A 19,837-nucleotide genomic window follows, 5' to 3' on the forward strand; every position below is an offset into this window, starting at 1 on the left:
CGCTTGAATTGTTCGTCGTATTGCCTGCGCTTGGCCGGATTGGAGATGGGGCGCAGCGGATCTTTCGGATTCATCGGTTCTGGGAAGTTACCCTACTTCCCGTGTCCTCACTTTCGAGGAAAGATCAACCCTGGGCTATCTCTTTGCCGCCCCTTTGGGGCTTTAGAGAAGGTTGGCCTCTCACCAGCATCGCGTTGCTCCTTATCCTGGACTATCTCCTTGTCACCCCTTTTGGGCTCTGGAGTTTCACTCGAAGTGAAAGAGTTCCTTCAGGCCGAGAGATACCGGGGAAGCGTCGGAATTGGTGGGCATGAGGTCGGTCATGTGTTGCCACCAGCGTTGGCAGACTTCGGTGGCGGCGATGGCGGCCCAGCGTTCCTCGCTCTCGATCTCCACGTAGCCGAAGAGCTGGCGCGTCTCCGGGTGGAGGTGAATCGAGTAGTTGTGGACGCCGTGCGCCTTAAGGACGGCTTCGAGCTCCGGCCAGATGGGACGGTGCCGGCGCTCGTATTCCTCCTCGCAGCCGGCATTCACCGACATGACGAATGCCTTGCGGATCATAGACGGTGGCCCATGCGCTCGCGCTTCGTTTCGAGGTAGCGGGCGTTGTGGGGATTCGCGGGGAGCTTGATGGGGAGCTGCTCGACGATCTCCAGATTGTAGCCTTCCAATCCGACGACCTTTTTTGGGTTGTTGGTGAGGAGGCGGATCTGGCGGACGCCGAGATCGTAGAGGATCTGGGCGCCCATGCCGTAGTCGCGGAGGTCCGAGCCGAAGCCGAGCTTCTCATTAGCCTCGACGGTATCGAGACCCTGCTCTTGGAGCTTGTAGGCGTGGATCTTGGCGGCGAGGCCGATGCCGCGGCCTTCCTGGCGGAGGTAGAGGAGCACGCCGCCTTCCTTCGAGATGCGCTCCATGGCGGCATCGAGCTGGCCGCCGCAATCGCAGCGCTGGGAGAGGAAGACATCCCCGGTGAGGCATTCCGAGTGGACGCGGACGAGGACGGGCTTGGAAGAATCGATCTCTCCGCGGACGAGGGCGAGGTGGTGGGAGCTGTCCGTCTCGATCCGGTAGAGGTGGCAAGTGAACTCGCCGTGATCGGTGGGAAGGCCGATGGTCTCCTCGCGGACCACGAGCTTTTCCGAGCGGCGGCGCCACTCGATGAGCTGGGCGATGGTGCAGGCCTTCAGGCCGTGAGCGGCCTGGAAATCGCCGAGATCGCCGACGCGGCCCATGGTGCCGTCTTCGTTCATGATCTCGCAGATGACCCCGGCGGGCTCCTGACCGGCGAGGCGGGCGAGATCGATGGCGGCCTCGGTATGGCCGGCGCGGCGGAGGACGCCGCCATCGCGGGCTTGGATGGGGAAGACGTGGCCGGGGTGGACGAAGTCCTCAGGGCCGGCGGCGGGATCGGCCAGCAGCTTGACGCAGAGGGCGCGATCCGCGGAGGAAATGCCGGTGGTGACGCCCTTCGCGGCATCCACGGAGATGGTGAAGGCGGTGCGCTGGACCTCGCGGTTGCGGCGGGTCATCTGTGGGAGATCGAGCTTTTCGGCGCGCTCCTGGGTGATGGGAGCGCAGATCAGGCCGCGGCCGTGGACGGCCATGAAGGAGATGATCTCCGGGGTGCAGAGGGAGGCGGCGGCGATGAGGTCGGCCTCATTCTCGCGGTTCGGGTCATCCGCGACGATGACAATGCGGCCTGCGGCCACTTCGGCGATGATTTCCTCGATGGGGCTGAAAACAAGCGGGGTGGCCATGGGCTGGGCCGGAGATTCGTCCGGGGCTGCCCGGAGGTCAAGGGAGGGGGAGGGGAAGGGTGAAGATCGGTTTGAGGTTTAGAATGGGGTTGGCAGCGGGGGATGTCGCAAATTTCATCGTCCGGCGGGATTTTCCCTTTCCCCCGGTGAAAGGCCTTCGCCAATCTCCACGCACCATCCACCCCACGACTATGTCACGACCCGTCACTCTTTTCACCGGCCAGTGGGCCGATATTCCAGCGGAGGAACTTTTCCCGAAGGTCAAGGCCATGGGCTTCGACGGCGTGGAGCTGGCCTGCTGGGGCGATCACTTCGACGTGCAGGCGGCGCTGAACGATCCGGCCTACATCCCGGCACGCTGGGAGCTGCTGAAGAAGCACGGCCTGGCCTGCTACGCGATCTCGAACCACCTGGTGGGGCAGGCGATCTGCGACCCGATCGACGAGCGCCACAAGTCGATCCTGCCTGGCCACGTGTGGGGCGATGGCGATGCGGAAGGGGTGCGCCAGCGCGCTGCGCAGGAGCTGATCGACACGGCGAAGGCGGCCCGCAAGTTCTTCGACGCCGGCAAGGACTACATGTCCTCCCACCCTGCGGGCTCCGGCAAGACGGTGGTGAACGGGTTCACGGGTTCCTCGATCTGGGGTGCGCTGTATGCCTTCCCGCCGACCAGCCAGGAGTATATCCAGAAGGGCTTCGACGACTTCGGGAAGCGCTTCAAGCCGATCCTGGATGCGTTCGAGAAAGAGGATGTTTACTTCGCGCTGGAAGTGCACCCGACGGAGATCGCGTTCGACATCGCTTCGGCGGCGCGCGCGATCGAAGCGGTGGGCGGGCACAAGCGTTTCGGCTTCAACTACGACCCGAGCCATCTGGGCTACCAGGGTGTGGACTATGTGAAGTTCATCTATCAGTTCAGCGAGCGCATCCACCACGCCCACATGAAGGACGTGTGGTGGGGCCACGGCGACGGCACCGTGGGTGTCTTCGGCGGGCACACCAATTTCTGCGATGCGCGGCGTTACTGGGACTTCCGCAGCGTGGGCCGCGGCGACATCAACTTCGAGGAAGTGATCGTGGCGCTGAACGATACCCGCTACAACGGTCCGCTCTCGATCGAGTGGGAAGACGGCCGGATGGACCGCTTCCATGGTGCCACCGAGAGCTGCGCGTTCATCAAAGGCCTCGACTTCCCGCGGAATACTGTCGCTTTCGACGCCGCCTTCGACAAATCGAACCAATAATCTCCTCACACTCATGTCCACGAAAGTAGGTATCATCGGAGCGGGCGGCATGCTGCGCTATCACGCGGATGGATTCCGCAAGGCCGGAGCCACCGTCACCGCCGTCGCGGATCCGGCACCGGGTGCTGCGGCGAAGGCTGCGGCAGCTTGGGACATCCCGGCTTCCTTCGAGAGCGTGGATGCGATGCTGGCGGACGGCGACATCGACGCCGTGTCGATCATCGTGCCGAACAAGTTCCACATGCCGCTGGCGATCCAGTGCCTGAAGGCCGGCAAGCACGTCTTCAGCGAGAAGCCGCCGGCGCTGAATGCGGCGGAAGTGCAGGAGATGATCGACGCTGCCAACGCGGCGGGGAAGAAGCTGATGTTCAACTTCAACAACCGCGCTCGCCCCGAGTCGATCGCGATGAAGGAGTATGTGGCGGACGGCACCGTGGGTAAGATCAACTCGGCGCAGGCCAAGTGGATCCGCCGCACGGGTATCCCGGGCTTCGGCGGTTGGTTCACGACCAAGGCGCTGTCCGGCGGTGGTCCGGTGATCGACCTGCTGCACATGATCGACCTAGCTCTCTACTTCATGGGCTATCCGGAGCCGGCCCACGTGCTGGCGCAGACCTTCAACGATCACATCACCGACAAGGGCTTCAAGGGGCCTTGGGGCATTCCGGACCGTGCCGATGGCACAAACGACGTGGAAGCGGCGGCTCACGGTTTCGTGACCTTCAAGACGGGTCAGGTGCTGACGCTTCAGGTTTCCTGGGCGGAGATGATCAAGCGCGAGGAAGTCTCCGTGGTCTTCCAAGGCAGCAAGGCCGGTGGCAAGGTCGAGCGTCTCTTCGGCCGCGACGGCATCGATGAGACCGCGATCGATACCTGCGAGCTCTACGTGCAGGAAGGTGGCCGCTCCGTGAACCGCAGCATCGTGACCGAAGCGTGCGAGGACATGGGCCGCAGTGCTTCCGCCGCGAACTTCATCCACGCAATCGAAGGCACGGCCGAGGCATTCAACACGCCGGACCAGGCGCTGAAGCTGATGAAGATCATCGACGCGATCTACAAGTCGGCGGAGACGAAGGCTCCGGTGGCAATCTAACAACATTATGAACCGCTGAGTCGCAGAGGTCGCGGAGGAGCGCGGAGATAAGATTTCTCCCGTTTCTTCTCCGCGTCCCTCTGCGAACTTTGCGGCTCAGCGGTAAGTTTCTTCTTCCTCTTTCTATGAACCGCAAACTCCGCATGGGCATGGTCGGTGGTGGCCGGGGCGCCTTCATCGGTGGCGTGCACCGCATGGCTGCCAATCTCGATGGCAAGATCGAGCTGGTGGCGGGCTGCTTCTCTTCCGATCCCGAGAAGAGCAAGCTCTCCGGCGAGGACCTGTTCCTCGATCCTTCCCGCGTCTATACTTCCCACGAGGAGATGGCGAAGGCCGAGGCGGCGCTGCCTGCGGACAAGCGGATCGACTTCGTATCCATTGTCGTGCGGAACAACCTGCACGTGCCGGTGTCGAAAGCTTTCCTTGCCGCGGGGATCAACGTGATCTGCGACAAGCCGATGGCGCTTTCGCTGGCGGAGGCGAAGGAGTTCGCGGATTTGGTGAAGAAGTCCGGCAAGGTCTTCGCGCTCACGCACAATTATACCGGCTACCCGATGGTGAAGGAAGCCCGGGCGATGGTGAAGGCGGGCAAGCTGGGCCGCCTGCTCAAGGTGGTGGCCGAGTATCCGCAGGGCTACGCTTCCAGCGCCTTCAAGGAGGCCGCGCCGAGCAAGATCGCGAACTGGCGGATGGACCCGAATGTCTCCGGTGTCTCGAACTGCATGGGCGACATCGGGTCGCATGCCGAGAACTTGGCGCGCTACATTACGGGGCTGGAGATCGAGGAACTGGCAGCGGAGCTAACCACCTACATTCCGGGGCGGACTCTGGATGACGATGGCAACGTGCTGGTCCGCTACCAGGACGGGGTCAAGGGGATCATCTATGCCTCGCAGGTTTCCACCGGTGACGAAAACAACCTGAACATCCGGGTCTATGGCACGGAAGGGTCGATCGAGTGGCACCAAGAGCATCCGAACGAACTGGTGGTGAAGTTCCTCGACAAGCCGCGCGAGATCTGGCGCCGGGGGAACTCCTACAACGGTCCCGAAGCCACGGCCTTCACACGGCTGCCCTTCGGTCATCCCGAGGCCTTCATCGAGGCTTTCGCGAACATCTACCTCGCCGCTTCCGAAGCGATCCGCGACGAGCTGGCCGGGAAGTTCCCGCGTCCCGAGGGCTACGACTTCCCGAGCGTCGATGACGGGGTGGCAGGCATGGCTTTCATTGAAGCCACGGTGAAGTCCGCGCAGAACAATGCGGCCTGGACGAAGCCGGGGCATTGAGGATTTCGATTACGGAAGACACGGAATTTAGAAAAGAAGGACCGGGGTAGGGGCGTAGCTCTTTCCCAGTCCGAAGTTTCCTTCGATTTGCCATGAAACCCAGCCTCATCCTTCCCTTGGCCGGCGCTGCCGCCGCCTTTTTCCTCGTTTCCGCCGCGGGCGACCGCGAGCAACCGCCTTCCGGCGCCGCCGACAAGATCGCCCCGGCACTACCGGCGGAGGCTTTCGCGAAGCCGGCCAAGGCGCGCAAGCTGTTGATCTTCTCGAAGACGGCGGGCTTCCGCCACGAGTCGATCGCCACCGGCAAGCTGGCCTTCACCGAGCTCGGCAAGAAGACCGGGGCTTTCGAGACGGTCATCAGCGACGATCTGGAGAACTTCGAGCCGAAGACGATCGATCAGTTCGACGGAATCCTCTTCCTGAGCACCACCATGGACCCCTTCGCGCCTTCCAAGCAGGAGTGGGATGCCTTGGATGACAAGGGGAAGAAGGAAGCCGAGAAGAAGGTCGAGCGGCTCCAGAAGAGCCTCATGAGCTTCGTGAAGGGCGGCAAGGGCTTCATCGGCATTCACGCCGCCACGGATACTTTCTACAATTGGAGCGAGTATGGCGAGATGATCAACGGCTACTTCGACGGTCACCCTTGGGGTTCCGGCACGCAGGTCTCGATCAAGGTCGAGCCGGGGCAGGAGAAGCACCCGCTGGTGGCGATGTTCGACGGCAAGAACGTGGACTTCAAGGAGGAGATCTATCAGCTCAAGGAGCCGTACAACTCGAAGAAGGTGCACATGCTTCTGCGCCTCGATCCCGAAAAGTCGGACATGAACGTCCAGGGCCTCAAGCGTGAGGACAAGGACTGGGGCGTGGCCTGGGCCCGCTCATGGGGCAAGGGCCGCGTATTCTACTGCTCGCTGGGTCATAACCACGACATGTATTGGCACCCCACGGTGATCCGCCACTACCTCGCCGGCATCCAATGGGCGCTGGGCGACTATAAGGTGAAGGTGGACAAGTGATCCTCCCCGGGGGCTCACGGACGGGGCCCTGCTTTGAGCCTGACGAAGCTCTCGCTCGCACCGGACGCGGGAACAACCGAGACACTTCCATCCGCATGAAAGGTCGTGCGGATGGCGGGCACCGGAGTCCAGTTCTGGAGGTCGGAAGACTCCTCCGGAACGAGGGTTCCGAAGCGAAGACCGGTAGCGTTCGTCGGCCAATGCAGGCTTTGACCGGGAGCGAAGCGACCGCTGAAGGGCTGGCTATAGGTGGAGGGCGAGGTGCCTAAGAGATACTCCACCAGATTCGGCAGGCCGTCGCGGTCGGGATCGGCATCCATCTCTGATCCCGTGAATCCGGCAGCCGCGATCCACGCGAGATAGGGCTGATCCGGATTCAGACCTAACAGATTGCGGAGGATCTCGCGGTCGCTGAACTTCCGGATCGAGGTGCCCATGGCAGTGTTCAAGGCGCCGATGATTTCGTTGGCGATATAGGCCTGCGCGACGGTCGAGGCGTGGAAGCCGTCCTTGCAGAACACCTGGGTGGGCGGGTTCTCCATGCTGCCGGAGAGAGTGAAGACGGTGCCATTGATCTGGAAGGGGACTTGGTCGAAGACGCGATCGGTCAGCAGATCCAGCCGGGCGATGGTGGGCGGCGGATTCTTGGTGGCGGCCCAGGTGACGAGCGATTGGTTGAAGGCCGCGATCTTCGCCCGCGTGGAGGCCTGCTTGGCAGGAACATTGTAGGTGCCCGAAATCTGGGGCGTGGCTCCTACGTCCGGAAGGGTGCAGACGACGATCTTCGGAGGACGGACGCCCCGGTTCGCGCGCACCCAATCATGGATCGAGTTGAGGCGGTTGCGGAGCTGGTTGAAGTAGTTAGGAGCCTCGGTGTCATTGAAGAGGTCGTTGTATTCCTGCTTCAGATCGTTTGCGCCGAGGGCGATCACGACGACCGGGGTCAGGAAGATCTCGTCCTGCAGCGCTTCCTTGGTGACGGGATAGAGAAAGCCCAGCGGATCTCCCGACCCGCTACCGCCGAGAAGGTTCACCCAGTTCAGCACGTTCGTGCCCGGAATGCCGAAATTGTATTCATGCCCGCCGCCGCGGAGGTCGCCGTAGGCTCCACCTTGGTTTTCGTAGGGACCGAGGGTCACCTCGGTAGGGCGATGGATCCGGAGCAACTCGGACCAACTGCGGACGTTGGCATTGAAACGATCGGAATCCGGGGCCGAGAAGGTCACCTCGTGTGCATACTCCTCCGTCATGCTGTCCCCGATCGCGAGAACGTTGAGTGCCGCCGCCTCCAACATGGGCAAGCAGAAAGCGGCAGTCAGCAAGAGTCGGGTGAAGACAAGCATATCCGGCCTAAATCTAGCCTGCTTCATCCACTTGCCAAATGACAGCGACGGGCGGTCCGCAATTTCCCGGAGATGGAAACGAAGAAGGGCGGCCCTTACGGACCGCCCTTCCAGAGCCGATGATTTGAAACAGGCCGATCAGAGTTGGTTCACCAGCAGGCGGACGAAGACCTTACCCTGACCGGTCGGCAGGGTGTAAGATATCGTGTTGCCCACCTCGGTGGCGGTCACATTGGTCCAGAGCGACGGCGCGGCCCCGAGAGTTGGCGAGGTCTGGATGATCCAATCGACATCGCCGTTCGCAATGGCTTCCGCGCCCTTGGTGAAGGTGACGGTCGAACCATTGAAGGTGCCCGGGCTGCCGCCGCCCACCGTCGGGCTCAGGCCGAGAGCGTATTCCACAAGGTTGGTGATGCCGTCCTTGTCGAAGTCGCCGGTCGGGAGTTCGCCGGGGATGCCGTTGGTGGTGGCCCAACCGGCATAGCCGCTCGGGGCGGTGCCGGGCTCGATGTCCGAGGGATCACGCGGCAGGATCTGGTAGCCGGAGTTGAAGGGATTGGAGCTATCGAACTGGGACAGGATGCCGGTCAGGTTGATTGGATAGCCGGTGGTCTGCGACGGCGGAGTGGCCGTCGATCCGCCTGCGAAGAACATCGAGATGGTGTTATCCGCAGCATCCTTCACCGTGATGTCGGAGGTGTTGTTGGGATTGACCGAGACGAAGGACAGGTTGATCACCTTGATGAGCTTGCCTTCGTAGGCCTCCGGAGTGGCAAGCAGGGTCGCGAGATCGATCGTCTGCGGTGCCGGTTCCGTGTCCGTGCCGAGCAGCACGACATCGCTGGCGGCAGCCGGTGCCACTTCGGTCACGCCTTGGAATTGCAACACGGTTCCCAGCACCGCATAGCGGCTGCCTCGAACCAATTCCGGATCCAGCTCCGTGCTGCTGAAGATGTTCACGCCGGCATTGCTGTCCTGGATGTAGGCTTGGGTGTTCGTGGTGCCGAAGTTTTCTTCGGTGACGACCCCTTCGACGGCCACCGTCGAGCCGAGATCGAGAGGCACGCCTGTGGCGCTCACGTCACGGATCGAGCTGATCGGGATGATGACGTGCGCGGCTGGCTGGATGCCAAGATTGGCCAAGGTGCCGGAGGATGCGCGGGTCTGGGTGGTGAAGGTGTAGTTACCATTGTCCGTAACCAGATTCGGAGCGGGGGTCGAAAGGCCGGTGATCGTCACCTCAAGCGCGTTGTCCGTCGTAACGGCTGCCGAGTTGATCGTGATCGTCTGCCCGGAGACCGAGAAGCTGGCACCGGCAGCGCCCGGACCCGAGAGCGACACCGTGCCAGTCGTCGGCGTGCCGAGGATGGAAGGCACCGTGACCGTGGCATTGGTGAGCGTGACGCTCGGGATGAAGGCATTGAGGACCACCTTCGCGCTCTGGGCGGTCTGGCTGCGACCGAAGATTCCGGTATTCGCGAAGGGGCTGCCCGGAGTGACGTTGATGATCTCCGCCACGCCATCGCCGTCGCCGGCAGTCTGGCCGCGGAGCGCGGCGATGAAGACTGCATTCGAACCGGTGTTCGCCACGCCGAACTGGCTCGGGGTGAGCGACACGCTGCCGGTGGCATCCAAGCTGCCGTTCGTGTCCGGGCTGGTGATGTAGTCGGTGATCGTGCTGGTGGTGTTGTTCACCACCACGCCGCTACCGCCGGTCGGTGCAAGCACCTTGGCACCGGGGAAATTGGTCACGAAGGAAGTCTCGGCCCCGCCGACGAGCATGTGGATGCCACCGGTGGTGCCGGCAGCTCCGGAGCCTGCCGCCTTGATCATGATGATCTCGCTGGTCGCGATGTCGAAGGTATTGCCGAGGTTCGTGAAGTAGGTGGTGTTTGCCAAACCAACACGCACGGAGAAGTCCGCGGAGGTGGTATCGGTCACGGTGTTGTCGTTGGTCAGAACGATCAAGGTGCCCACGGGCACGGCCTGCCAGAGAGCATCCTGCGAGAACTCGAAGCGGCCACCGCCATCGTTGGCATTGGTGCTGGAAAAGTCCTTCAAGATCATCCCGCGCATGTCAACGGTGCCGCCCGGGGTCAGGTTGCCCGTCACCAGCAGTTCGACCGTGTCGGGGCTGCCGTTGGAGAACTTGTTGATCACCACCGTCGGCTGCGCCGGAGGCGGTGCGGTGCTGAAGGTCCAACTGGTGTTGCCCGGAGTAGTAAGCTTGCCGCTGACGCCGGCGAAGTCATTACCGGCGATATCCTCGATCGCGCCAGCGGTGATATCGACGTAGTAATCGGTTCCGGCCACCAGTGGCGAAGGACCGTTGAAAAAGTAACTGGCGGTGGATTCCGACACCACGGCTTCAGCCACCGGGAAGCTGCGAACCACGCTGTCATCCGAGGCCTTCTTGATCACCACGGTGCCGCTGGCACCTGCCTTGATGGGCTCGGAGAAATTGATGGCGAGGCCTTCCAACGTAATGACGGGGAAGACAGGACCTTGATCGGCCGGTGAGAAGGAGGTGGCCACTGGCGGGGTGGTGTCGAGACCGGCGCTCGGTTTGTAACTCACCGACAGATCGTCGATGGCCATGCCGTTGTCGGCTCCGGCGTTGTCGGTATCCGTCCAGCGCAGGATGATGTATTGGCCCGCGGGAATGATCAGCTGGGTCGTTGCGGACTTGGCGGTGAAGTTCGGAGCGACGTTCCCATCAAGAGCGCCCGCCGTGCCGGTGGTGACCGGGGAGTCGAAATTGAGGCCGGGGATGGGATTGAAAGTAAGAGCCGGGTCCGCCGTCGTGATATCGCTGCTCGACACGGCATAGGCGAAGGTCAGCGAGTTTGCCGCGGTGGGAGCGCCGTAGCGCCATTGTTCCCCGCGATAGGAAATCGAATCGATCTCCAAGGGTCCCGCGCTGGTGTTCTGAAGCACCACCGCCATGTGTACTGGGTTGGCAGAGCCGGAGCCGACGGACCCCAAGGCGCGCTCGGTGGCGGCAGTCGTACCATAGCTATAGAGACCGCCGCTATTTCCGGCGCCATTGTTTACCAGATAAACGGTCCGGTTCGAATACCAACCAGTCACCGTGCTGTTATCTGCCCAAGGATAGTTGGTCGCTGGCGGAGTGGGAGCGGCGGACTGAAGCGTGTCGAAGTTCTGCGCGTACGTTCCGGTGCCGGTGATTGGAATCGCGGCTTGTGCCGTGAGCGACAGGCCGCAGGTGATGGCTGTGAGGGAGGCAGCGTGGCAGAGCGACATGCGGCTGAAGATCCCTGTGAGTGACGTATTGAGTTTGAGGGGCGTTCGGTTCATGTTGGGTCCTAGTGTTTCGTCGTTCGTCGCCGGGGAGGGGGCAGCTTCTTTTCAGGTGGAGAGGGCAAAAGCAGATTACGCGCCCAAATCCGGTGCGCATCCGAACAAATGTGGCCAATCCGTCACCGGTTGAAAGCGCGCGCTTGAAATCGTGGTTTTCGCTTGTGGTTTCTGAATTTTCAGTGTTCAGTGAAAACAAGATGAGCGGCGAGCACGAGCAGTTGAAGGCGACCCGGGACGAGTTTGTGGCCCAGTGGGGGGCGATGGGCTCGCAGTGGGGGATCAACCGCACAATGGCACAGATCCATGCGCTGCTGATGACGGCGCCAGAGCCGGTGAGCACGGACGACGTGATGGCCGAGCTCCAAATCAGCCGCGGAAATGCGCACACCAACCTCAAGGAATTGGTCGCCTGGGGCTTGGTCCGCGTGGTGGTGAAGAAGGGCGAACGCCGCGAGTTTTTTGATGCGGAGAAAGACGTCTGGCAGATTTTCACGATCGTGACCCGCGAGCGTAAGAAGCGCGAGATCGAGCCCGCGCTGGCGGTGCTCAACCAGTGCGCCGAGACCACCCGCGAGATGAAGTCGCCTGAAGCGGTGGCCTTCTACAACCAGATGCGGCAACTGGAGGAATTCGTCGGTTTCGCCTCGAAGGTTGCGGACCGGGTAGGGTCGATGAAGCACGGCTTCGCGGTCCAGTTGGCGGCCAAGCTGCTGGGCTGAGCACGCTTTCGTGCGTTCCGCGATTTTCAAAAAATCCTGAAAAATTAGTAACTTAACAGGACTTAGAATCCAAGGAGGCTGAAATGAATCCCCAGATTGTGCTTTTTGCTGCGAACGGCTTCATCGGCCGTTATCTGGCGCGGCATTACCAGAGGGCAGGGCGCGAGGTGGTCTGCATCGCCCGTCGCCGGGACGGTTGGAGCGGCGACGGAATGTTCCTGGAGTGGGACGGCAAAAGCGTGGGTGCTTGGGCGCTGGCGCTGGAGGGGGCGGAGCGGGTGATCAATCTGGCAGGGCGCAACGTGAACTGCCGCTACGATGCGCGGAACCGGAAGGAGATCCTGGAATCGCGTCTGGACTCGACGCGGGTGATCGGCGAGGCGATCGCGGGCTGCCGGATCCCGCCGAAGCTGTGGATGAACTCGAGCACGGCGACCTGGTATCGTCATGCGGAGGACAACCCGCAGGACGAGTGGCAGGGGGAACCGGGCGAGGGCTTCTCGGTGGATGTGGCCCGGGCGTGGGAGGAAGCTTTCTTCGTCGCGAAGGTGCCGGGTGAGACACGCAAGGTGGCGCTGCGGACCGGGATGGTGCTGGCGAACGAGTATGGCACGGTGTTCGAGGTGCTGCGGCATCTGACGCGCCGGGGGCTGGGCGGGGCGATGGGGAAGGGGACACAGCGGGTGAGCTGGATCCACATGGAGGACATGATTGCCGCGATCGACTTCATCGCTGCGGATCCGCTGCTGGACGGAGTATTCAATCTGACCGCGCCAGAGGTGCCGACGAACCGCGAGCTGATGCGTGCCTTCCGCGAGCAGCAGGGGGCTCCCTTCGGTTTACCGGCGGCGAAGTGGATGCTGGAGCTGGGTGCCCATCTCCTGCACACCGAAACGGAGCTGGTGCTGAAGAGCCGCTGGGCGGATCCCCGCCGTCTGCGCGAAGAGGGCTTCCGCTGGCGCTGGCCGAAACTGGATGGCGCGCTTGCAGATTTGGAGATGAGACCGGGGCTCGGCGGTTTTTTCCACCAGGCGGAGCGCCGCTCGGCGGGCGTGAGGGTGTGGACCCCGGGCCGGCGGATGGCTGCCGGCACCCGATAGTTTCAAGCACTGGTCGCGACCAAGGCAATGACTGCTCTCCTTCCTCTCGTGCTAGCCCTGCTGGGTGTGACGATGTTTGCCGCGGTCTTCTGCATGCAGGCCGCCGAGGAGCGTTCCCGGGAGCAGGTGGAGACGATCTTGCCGGTGGTAGAAGATCCCGTAGGGGATCGCAGATGGGGCCGGGAGGGAGGCCCGCGACCCGTATCCGGTGAAGACGCCTTGAATTCCTAGCTTCGCCATCCCTTCGCCAAAGGGTGAAGGCAAGCAGGAGTTTTTTGCACAGGAATGCTTTGTGAATCCGCTGGAGTCCGGGTAATCTCCAACACCCTCCACATGGCCGAGCCCGGAACCCTGCCCAAGAAGCCGCGCGCCACCCAGATGGTGCTGCTGCTTGCCGCCCTCGTGGTGGTGATTGCGGGCCTGAAGGCGGCGCAGTCTTTCTTCGTGCCGGTTCTGCTCGCCTTCTTCATCGCGACGATCAGCTATCCGGTCACATCCTGGCTGATGCGGCACAAGATGCCGCCGGCGATTGCGGTGCTGCTGACCGTGCTGGTGGACTTCGCCTTCCTGGCGGCAGTGATCGTGCTGGGGGTGACGATCATCGGCGACCTGCAGGAGAAGTGGGATGCGGAGTATTATGATCTCACGCGCGCCAAGGTGCAGGACGCCAGTGCCTCGCTCGCCAGCAAGCTGGAGGAGTGGGGCGTGGAAGACGGGGCCGAGAAGGTGCAGGAGGTGACGAACGAGAACCTGACCGAGCTGCGGAACATCAAGTTTGCGACGATCCTGAGCTTCAGCACCGGTGTGGTGGGTCGCGTGCTCACCTTCTTCGCGACCTTCGGCGTGGTGATCGTGCTCACCATCTTCATGCTCTTCGAAGCACACGGCTTCAGCGGCCGCTTCGGGGCGATCCGCGAGGCGCGGGGGCCGAACTTCGACCGGATGTCGAGCGCGATGCTGGATACGCAGCGTTATCTGGGCATCAAGACGATCATCAGCTTGGCCACCGGTCTGCTAGCCGGGACCCTTTGCTGGGTGGCCGGTCTGGATTTCTTCCTGCTGTGGGGCATCCTAGCCTTCGTGATGAACTTCATCCCGGTGGTGGGCTCTGCGATCGCCTCGATTCCGCCGATCCTGCTGGCACTGATCGCGAAAGATGGCGGACCGGCGGACATGGTGGTGGTCGCGGCCGGCTACGGGCTGATCAACATGTTCCTGGATAATTTCGTGCAGCCGATGCTGCTGGGGAAACGCTTCGGCCTTTCGATCCTGGTGGTGGTGGTCTGCGTGTTCTTCTGGGGTTGGCTGTGGGGGCTGATCGGGATCGTGCTGGCGGTGCCGCTGACCATGATCCTGAAGGTGGTGCTGGATAACAGTGATGAATTCCGCTGGGTGGCCGTGGCCATCGGCCAGGAAAGCAAGCGGCCTGAGGGGGATGGGGATCTGAAGAATCTCCCGGTCGCGGCGGAGACGCCATCGGGTGCGGCGGATGTCCCGGGTCGCGGTTGATCGCGCATCGGGTTTGCATCCGGGGGCGGGGGACGGAATGATCGCGCCGCGCATGACCCTGTTCCAGAAGTTCGCCACTGCCGCCCTTGTCTCGGTCATCGTCCTGATCTTCGTGGGCGCGATCGTGCGGGTCACCGGGGCAGGGATGGGTTGCCCGGATTGGCCGAAGTGCTGGGGCCGCTACATCCCGCCTACAAAGGTGGAAGATGTAGACCTGTCGAAAGTGGATTTCTCGAAGTTCGAGCGCGCGGCGAAGCGTTATGGACGCGATCCGGCGACGGTGACGCCCGAGCACATTCTGGAGAACTTCAACCCGGTCCACACGTGGACGGAATACATCAACCGTCTGAGCTCGCTGCCGGTGGGCTTCTTCTCGGTGGCAACGATGGTGCTGGCCTTCTCGCGCCAGCGGCGGCGGCCGTGGGTGGTGGCGGCGTCGGTGGCTTCGGTGATCCTGGTGGGCGTGAATGCGTGGATGGGGAAAGAGGTGGTATCGAGCGACCTCAAGCCCGGGGTGCTGACCATTCACATGGCGCTGGCGATGATTCTGATCTTGCCGCTGAGCTACGCGGCATGGGCAGGCACTGAGCGCCGCTGGAGAATCCCCGCAGGAGGGCCGGCCTTGTTCCGCATGCGTATGGTCACCGTGATCCTCTTGCTACTGATCTTCGCGGAGGGCGTGCTGGGAACGCAGATCCGGGAAATGAATACCCATCTGGCAAAGACTCATCCGGGGATGGGTCGTGCAGAGTGGATCGGCGTTCTGGAGAGCTCGTGGGAATACCTTGTGCACCGCAGTTTCTCTTGGGGGATCTTGGGCACAGTGCTCTTGGCTTGGTGGTGGATGAAGGCCGAAGGCAGGCCCGGAAAGATCGCGACCGGTGCGCTGGCGGTGGTGATCGCGCAGATGGTGCTCGGGCTCATCATGTCGCAGGTGGAGATCCACCCGGTGGTGCAGGTGGCTCACCTGGGCCTGTCTGCGATCCTGCTGGCCTTGGTGACCGTGTGGGTCTGCGGCACGGGAGGAAAGCGATGAACGCGGAGCCTCCCGCCTCCGATGATGCCCTGCTGGGGCAGCGGATCATGGTTTGGATGCTTCCGTCCGGGATCCCCTTGTTGCTGATCACTTGTCTTAATCAGCCTTACCTTCGTTCGTATGTCCCCGCCTTCCCCATCGTCGAGGTGGCCGCGATGATTTTCGTGGTGGGATTGGGATACTATGAAGGCCGTCTGTTAGCCCATCAGCGCCGCATCCCGGCGGACCGGGCGAAGAGGTCGGTGATGCGCAGCATGATTCTCTACATTGTTCTGCAGATCTTGATCGTCCCCGTCGTGTGGTTCCTGATCGCGTGGGGCGTGCTGCAGTCCATGTAGCACGCCGTCACAGCCGCGCTTGGTTGTCTGAAGCGCTGCGTCCTATCATTTTACCACCTCTTCCGGCGCCACCACCGGGATGCCGTGGGCTTCACCCACGGGCGCGCAGGTGAGTTTGCTATCGGCGCAGTTGACCGCGCCGAGGATCTCCTTGCGAATCTTGCAGGCACCGGCCACGCCGTTGTCGGCGAGCAGGGTGATCCAGCGCTGGGTCACGTTATTGAGAGCTTGGGTGGCGGTGCGGGCATAGGCACCCGGCATGTTCGCCACGCAGTAGTGGATCACGCCTTCTTCCACGTAGGTGGGGGCTTGGTGCGTGGTGGGGCGGGTGGTTTCGGCGCAGCCGCCTTGATCCACGGCGATGTCCACGAAGACGCTGCCCGGCTGCATGAGCTTGAGCATATCGCGGGTGATGAGCTTCGGTGCGCGGGCGCCGGGGACAAGCACGGCACCGATGACGAGGTCCACGCGCGGCAGCAGCTCGGCGAGATTTGCTTCGCTGGAGTAGACGGTGTGGGTGCCGGTCATGGTGATGTCGAGGAAGCGCATGCGCTCGAAATCGACTTCGAGGATGGTGACATCCGCCCCGATGCCGGTGGCGACGCGGGCGGCATTCACGCCGGCGGTGCCGCCGCCGATGACGACCACGCGGCCGGGAGCCACGCCGGGCACGCCGCCGAGCAGGGTGCCGCGGCCGCCGTTGTGCTTGGCTAAGTGATAGGAGCCGACGATGGAAGCCATGCGTCCGGCGATCTCGCTCATGGGCTCAAGCAGGGGCAGGCGGTGGTTCACCTCAAGCGTCTCGTAGGCGAGGGCGGTGCAGCCGCTGGCGACGAGGGTCTCGGTGAGGGTCTTGCCCGCGGCGAGGTGGAGGTAGGTGAAGAGGATGTGGTGCGGCTTCAGGCGCGCAATTTCTTCCGGCTGCGGCTCCTTCACCTTCACGATCATTTCCGCGGCGGCGAAGACAGCATCGGCATCCGGCAGGATTTCGGCACCGGCGGCGAGGTACTGCTCATCGCTGTAGCTGGAACCGGTGCCGGCGCCCGCTTGGACGAAGACCCGGTGGCCGCGCTTCACGAGTTCACCCGCAGAGGTGGGGATCATCGAGACGCGGTGTTCCTGGGCTTTGATTTCTTTCGGGATGCCGATGTTCATGTTGGTTCCGGGCAAGGTGCGCGTTGACGCTAGACCCGGAGACCGGCCTTGTCTTTGCGGAAAAGAGTGGGATGGGGAAGCGAACGAGCCAATTCCCGGATATACACGAAAATGCTGGGGACCGCCCGTGCGATCCCCGGCTACCCATTTCTTGAACCCAGGGTAAATCAGTCCTGAAGCTGGATCTGGTAGAAGGCCTTGCCGCCGGCCGGGGGCGAAGAATCGGTGAAGCTGGCAGTGCCGGCCGTGCCGGGCACGGTGGCGATGGGGCTCCACGAGCTGAGGTTCGTGCTGCGACGAACGAGGAAGGTCACGCCGGTCGCGCTCGGCCATTGGATCAGTCCGTTGCTGCCGCGGGTGGCTTGGAAGCGGGACGAGCCGTCGTTCGGGATGAGGCCCAGGCGATACTCGGTGAGATTGTCGGTGCCGTCCTTGTCGAAGTCACCGGTCGGAGTCTGATCGAGATTGCCGAAGTCCTGCAGCTCCCACTCGTCCGCCAGGCTGTCGCCATCGGTGCCGCCGATGAAGAGGAACTGGAAGGCACTGCGGGCTATGGAGCTGATGCGGACTTCATCGATCATGTCGGCGAAGGCGTCGGTGCTGCCGCCGTTGGTGCGGCAGGGACCGGCGTGCTGCAGCACGTTGTGCAAGGATTCCTTCACCGCGAGCGCGATGTGGTGGCGGAACTCCGAGCCGAGAGGGTGGGCCGGGAGTATGGGCGGAATATCGAGCCGGCAGCGTACCGGGGAATCGCGGAACATTTCCTCCGCCAGACGAGTGAGATGCGAGGCCAGGTGGTCCAATGTGTCGTGTGCGGGGTTCACGGCCCAGACCAGATGGTCCATGGCGATGACCAGCTCGCGGGCGGACTCCGTCATCTTGTCGAGATGCCGCGCGGCCTTGGCCGGATCGGCGGTGATGTCACGCCTTGCGAGCGCGGCGGTCATGTTCAGCACCGTGACCCGCGTGCCCAGGTCATCATGCATGTCGCGGGCGATGCGGCTGCGATCCTGTTCAAGTGCATTCTGGAATCTCAGGCGCTCCAGTCTTTGGCGGGATCTCCGGCGCAGACGGAACGCCGCGGCCGCGACGAGCCCCACCGAACCCGCCGCGACCACGGGCCAGAACCAAAGCCGCTGCCAGAAGGGCGGCGCGATCTGAATCGGTAGCGAGAGAATCTCGCCGCCCGGCTGATTCTCACCGGCCAGCCCGATCACCCGGAAGTGATACTCGCCTGCAGGCACATTGATGTATGTGGCCCGGTTGAGCGCTCCGCCGATGACGTTGTAGGCTTCGTTCCAAGAGAGGACCATCGTTCGCCCGCTACCACTTCCGCTCGGCCAATTCTGTGTGGCAGTCCACTCGCCGTGTTTCTCCTGATCTCCATCCACTAATCCCAGTGCGGAGCCTCCGTCGCGATTCACGAGATAGGCGATCGCGGGATCGGCTCCCTGCCGTGACCAGCCGGGTGGGGAATCGGCGGGCGAGGGCATGATCGTACCGAAGTCGAATTCGCCGCTAGCCCACGCGGATGTCTCCTCCCCGGAGAGCGTAGCGCCAGCTTGTCGATCACCATGAGCCCGGTGGTATCGGGCGAGCCCGAACTCAGCGAGATGCGGAGCGCGCTGGTGCCGGCGGGCAGGTAGACCGGCTCGCTGCGGGATGTCATCGCCGAGTCTTCCGGCGTGGTTTCCCAGCCATTGCTCCGGCCTACTGCGGGGAAGCTTGCCTGCGAGATCACCCGGTGATCGGAATCCAGCGCTTGGTAGATCAGGCTCATGCCGCGCTCGGTTTCCTGCCAGCGTTCATCGATGCCTTCGAGCTGGCAGCGGAGCTTTACATCCGCATCGATGCGATCGGGTTCGATACCGAAATCGAAATCGAGCCGGTTCAATCCGGAGCCGAGTTTCAAGGGCTCACCCGGAGCTGGAAGCGGGGCGGGGGAGCCATCCACGAGAACGTCCGACAGTTTCAGGTCGAGGCCTTGCTTGGAGGTGGAGGTGTCGGCATTGGACGCGGTTCCCGCGCTGCGGCGGGAGAGCTCCGGTACGAAGAGATAGTCGCTGGGATCGCGCGCGATCGAACTGATGCGGACCTCGTCGATCAGGTCGGGGAAGGGTTCGCCTTCCGCGTTGCCGGGGAAGGAGCGCGCTTCATTGCCGATCGCGAAGTCGCCGGTGTTGCCGTTGAGATCGTTCGACAGCGTTCCTCGTCCAATCAGGTTCGCTTGGCGAGCTCCTGCATCGATGCGGGTCCAGTAGAGCTTCAGATTATTGGTTACCCCGGCATTGCCGTCGTAAGTGACAGCGACATGGAACCATTCGCCCGGCTTGTAGGCGTGGGGGCCGGAGCTCGGGATGGAAGCCAGGCCGCCGCCGCTGGCGCCGCAGTGGGGCAGGGTGATGAAAGCGAGGAAGCCCTGCTTCTCGATCCGGAAGTTGAAGATGCGGTCGCTGCCGTCTCCATCCATGGAGATGAGGCCGAGGGCAATGACCTCAGCGTCTTGAGGCATCACATCGGGCCGCACGAGCAGCTCGAAGGTGAAGGCGCCGTCTCCTCCCGCGTAGCGGAAGCCGGTGGGGGCATTATCGCTGGCGCTATTTGCGAGGGCAGAGGCGGCGGTGAGGATGGCACCGCGGAGATCGGAGCTTCCCGGTGTGCCGCCTTGGCTCGCACGGAATGAGATCGCGGAATCGAAGCCGGTCATCGCTTTCTGTCCGGCCAAGGCTCCGTTGAGCAAACCTGTCATTGGGGCCGGCTCGCGGGCTGAATCGGCGAAAGGTGGTGCCGCTTCGTCGAGATGCCAGAGGTGCAGCGTGTGATCGTCCGTTCTGTTAGGCCGGGGGCCTCCTGTGCGGAGGTGGCGGGCGACGCCAGCAGCACCGGAAGACAGCACCGGAAAAGCAGAACGGGCGCG

Annotated in this window: 17 protein-coding genes; 10 read left to right on the plus strand and 7 right to left on the minus strand. The window is 62.9% G+C overall.

Going from position 1 to position 19,837, the window contains the following annotated elements; genetic code table 11:
- Window positions 1-246: 246 nt before the first annotated feature.
- Together rhaM and OJ996_RS10415 are read right to left on the minus strand one after the other, a co-directional pair.
- Window positions 247-561, minus strand: coding sequence for an L-rhamnose mutarotase (gene rhaM / locus OJ996_RS10410; protein ID WP_264513496.1), 315 nt, complete (start codon window positions 559-561; stop codon window positions 247-249).
- Window positions 558-1,760 carry a bifunctional 3,4-dihydroxy-2-butanone-4-phosphate synthase/GTP cyclohydrolase II gene (locus OJ996_RS10415; protein WP_264513497.1) on the minus strand — a complete coding sequence of 401 codons (1,203 nt, stop codon included), beginning with the start codon at window positions 1,758-1,760 and terminating at the stop codon, window positions 558-560. The genes rhaM and OJ996_RS10415 overlap by 4 nt, the downstream gene beginning before the upstream one ends.
- Window positions 1,761-1,951: 191 nt before the next feature.
- Here OJ996_RS10415 and OJ996_RS10420 point away from each other — a divergent pair, with 191 nt between their 5' ends.
- The 4 genes from OJ996_RS10420 to OJ996_RS10435 all read left to right on the plus strand — a co-directional run bounded on the left by OJ996_RS10420 (window position 1,952) and on the right by OJ996_RS10435 (window position 6,399).
- Complete coding sequence (locus tag OJ996_RS10420) at window positions 1,952-3,004, plus strand: sugar phosphate isomerase/epimerase family protein (RefSeq protein WP_264513498.1); 1,053 nt, start codon at window positions 1,952-1,954, stop codon at window positions 3,002-3,004.
- A gap of 13 nt (window positions 3,005-3,017) precedes the next feature.
- Complete coding sequence (locus OJ996_RS10425) at window positions 3,018-4,097, plus strand: Gfo/Idh/MocA family protein (RefSeq protein ID WP_264513499.1); 1,080 nt, start codon at window positions 3,018-3,020, stop codon at window positions 4,095-4,097.
- Window positions 4,098-4,222: 125 nt separating this feature from the next.
- Window positions 4,223-5,383: a Gfo/Idh/MocA family protein gene (locus tag OJ996_RS10430; protein ID WP_264513500.1), complete on the plus strand. Its 1,161-nt coding sequence runs from the start codon at window positions 4,223-4,225 to the stop codon at window positions 5,381-5,383.
- Between the two features lie 92 nt (window positions 5,384-5,475).
- Window positions 5,476-6,399 carry a ThuA domain-containing protein gene (locus tag OJ996_RS10435; RefSeq protein ID WP_264513501.1) on the plus strand — a complete coding sequence of 308 codons (924 nt, stop codon included), beginning with the start codon at window positions 5,476-5,478 and terminating at the stop codon, window positions 6,397-6,399.
- Between the two features lie 14 nt (window positions 6,400-6,413).
- On the opposite strand, the gene OJ996_RS10440 is transcribed toward OJ996_RS10435, so the two are convergent.
- Together OJ996_RS10440 and OJ996_RS10445 are read right to left on the minus strand one after the other, a co-directional pair.
- Entirely contained in the window at window positions 6,414-7,721 is a 1,308-nt protein-coding gene (locus tag OJ996_RS10440) for an SGNH/GDSL hydrolase family protein (RefSeq protein ID WP_264513502.1), read from the minus strand.
- 159 nt (window positions 7,722-7,880) lie between these two features.
- Window positions 7,881-11,060, minus strand: a complete 3,180-nt coding sequence (locus tag OJ996_RS10445) for a hypothetical protein (protein ID WP_264513503.1) — start codon at window positions 11,058-11,060, stop codon at window positions 7,881-7,883.
- Between the two features lie 182 nt (window positions 11,061-11,242).
- On the opposite strand from OJ996_RS10445, the gene OJ996_RS10450 reads away from it, so the two are divergent.
- From OJ996_RS10450 to OJ996_RS10475, 6 genes are all read left to right on the plus strand, one after another.
- The gene (locus tag OJ996_RS10450) at window positions 11,243-11,782 is read left to right on the plus strand and encodes a GbsR/MarR family transcriptional regulator (RefSeq protein ID WP_264513504.1); all 540 of its coding nucleotides are present in this window, start codon (window positions 11,243-11,245) and stop codon (window positions 11,780-11,782) included.
- Between the two features lie 83 nt (window positions 11,783-11,865).
- Window positions 11,866-12,882, plus strand: a complete 1,017-nt coding sequence (locus OJ996_RS10455; protein ID WP_264513505.1) for a TIGR01777 family oxidoreductase — start codon at window positions 11,866-11,868, stop codon at window positions 12,880-12,882.
- Window positions 12,883-12,909: 27 nt separating this feature from the next.
- Window positions 12,910-13,113 (plus strand): hypothetical protein, encoded by a 204-nt coding sequence (locus tag OJ996_RS10460; RefSeq protein WP_264513506.1) that lies wholly within the window; start codon window positions 12,910-12,912, stop codon window positions 13,111-13,113.
- Window positions 13,114-13,215: 102 nt separating this feature from the next.
- Window positions 13,216-14,391: an AI-2E family transporter gene (locus OJ996_RS10465; protein ID WP_264513507.1), complete on the plus strand. Its 1,176-nt coding sequence runs from the start codon at window positions 13,216-13,218 to the stop codon at window positions 14,389-14,391.
- A 52-nt stretch (window positions 14,392-14,443) separates the two neighbouring features.
- Window positions 14,444-15,427, plus strand: a complete 984-nt coding sequence (locus tag OJ996_RS10470) for a COX15/CtaA family protein (protein ID WP_264513508.1) — start codon at window positions 14,444-14,446, stop codon at window positions 15,425-15,427.
- On the plus strand, window positions 15,424-15,765 hold the full coding sequence (locus OJ996_RS10475) for a hypothetical protein (RefSeq protein WP_264513509.1): 342 nt from the start codon (window positions 15,424-15,426) through the stop codon (window positions 15,763-15,765). The genes OJ996_RS10470 and OJ996_RS10475 overlap by 4 nt, the downstream gene beginning before the upstream one ends.
- A gap of 45 nt (window positions 15,766-15,810) precedes the next feature.
- Here OJ996_RS10475 and ald read toward each other — a convergent pair whose 3' ends face one another.
- The 3 genes from ald to OJ996_RS10490 form a co-directional block, all read right to left on the minus strand.
- Window positions 15,811-16,920: an alanine dehydrogenase gene (ald, locus tag OJ996_RS10480; protein WP_264513510.1), complete on the minus strand. Its 1,110-nt coding sequence runs from the start codon at window positions 16,918-16,920 to the stop codon at window positions 15,811-15,813.
- Between the two features lie 167 nt (window positions 16,921-17,087).
- Window positions 17,088-18,413 (minus strand): sensor histidine kinase, encoded by a 1,326-nt coding sequence (locus tag OJ996_RS10485; RefSeq protein ID WP_264513511.1) that lies wholly within the window; start codon window positions 18,411-18,413, stop codon window positions 17,088-17,090.
- A complete protein-coding gene (locus OJ996_RS10490) occupies window positions 18,341-19,816 on the minus strand; it encodes a LamG domain-containing protein (protein ID WP_264513512.1) in 1,476 nt (491 codons plus the stop codon). The genes OJ996_RS10485 and OJ996_RS10490 overlap by 73 nt, the downstream gene beginning before the upstream one ends.
- Window positions 19,817-19,837 lie beyond the last annotated feature (21 nt).

Origin of the sequence: Luteolibacter rhizosphaerae, assembly GCF_025950095.1 — a bacterium.
Classification (GTDB): Bacteria; Verrucomicrobiota; Verrucomicrobiia; order Verrucomicrobiales; family Akkermansiaceae; genus Haloferula; species Haloferula rhizosphaerae.

Bases quoted from the DNA above. Each gene is read 5' to 3' on its own strand.
- rhaM (WP_264513496.1), bottom strand. From the start codon at position 561: ATGATCCGCAAGGCATTCGTCATGTCGGTGAATGCCGGCTGCGAGGAG.
- OJ996_RS10415 (WP_264513497.1), bottom strand. From the start codon at position 1,760: ATGGCCACCCCGCTTGTTTTCAGCCCCATCGAGGAAATCATCGCCGAA.
- OJ996_RS10420 (WP_264513498.1), top strand. From the start codon at position 1,952: ATGTCACGACCCGTCACTCTTTTCACCGGCCAGTGGGCCGATATTCCA.
- OJ996_RS10425 (WP_264513499.1), top strand. From the start codon at position 3,018: ATGTCCACGAAAGTAGGTATCATCGGAGCGGGCGGCATGCTGCGCTAT.
- OJ996_RS10430 (WP_264513500.1), top strand. From the start codon at position 4,223: ATGAACCGCAAACTCCGCATGGGCATGGTCGGTGGTGGCCGGGGCGCC.
- OJ996_RS10435 (WP_264513501.1), top strand. From the start codon at position 5,476: ATGAAACCCAGCCTCATCCTTCCCTTGGCCGGCGCTGCCGCCGCCTTT.
- OJ996_RS10445 (WP_264513503.1), bottom strand. From the start codon at position 11,060: ATGAACCGAACGCCCCTCAAACTCAATACGTCACTCACAGGGATCTTC.
- OJ996_RS10455 (WP_264513505.1), top strand. From the start codon at position 11,866: ATGAATCCCCAGATTGTGCTTTTTGCTGCGAACGGCTTCATCGGCCGT.
- OJ996_RS10460 (WP_264513506.1), top strand. From the start codon at position 12,910: ATGACTGCTCTCCTTCCTCTCGTGCTAGCCCTGCTGGGTGTGACGATG.
- OJ996_RS10465 (WP_264513507.1), top strand. From the start codon at position 13,216: ATGGCCGAGCCCGGAACCCTGCCCAAGAAGCCGCGCGCCACCCAGATG.
- OJ996_RS10470 (WP_264513508.1), top strand. From the start codon at position 14,444: ATGACCCTGTTCCAGAAGTTCGCCACTGCCGCCCTTGTCTCGGTCATC.
- OJ996_RS10475 (WP_264513509.1), top strand. From the start codon at position 15,424: ATGAACGCGGAGCCTCCCGCCTCCGATGATGCCCTGCTGGGGCAGCGG.
- ald (WP_264513510.1), bottom strand. From the start codon at position 16,920: ATGAACATCGGCATCCCGAAAGAAATCAAAGCCCAGGAACACCGCGTC.
- OJ996_RS10485 (WP_264513511.1), bottom strand. From the start codon at position 18,413: ATGCCCTCGCCCGCCGATTCCCCACCCGGCTGGTCACGGCAGGGAGCC.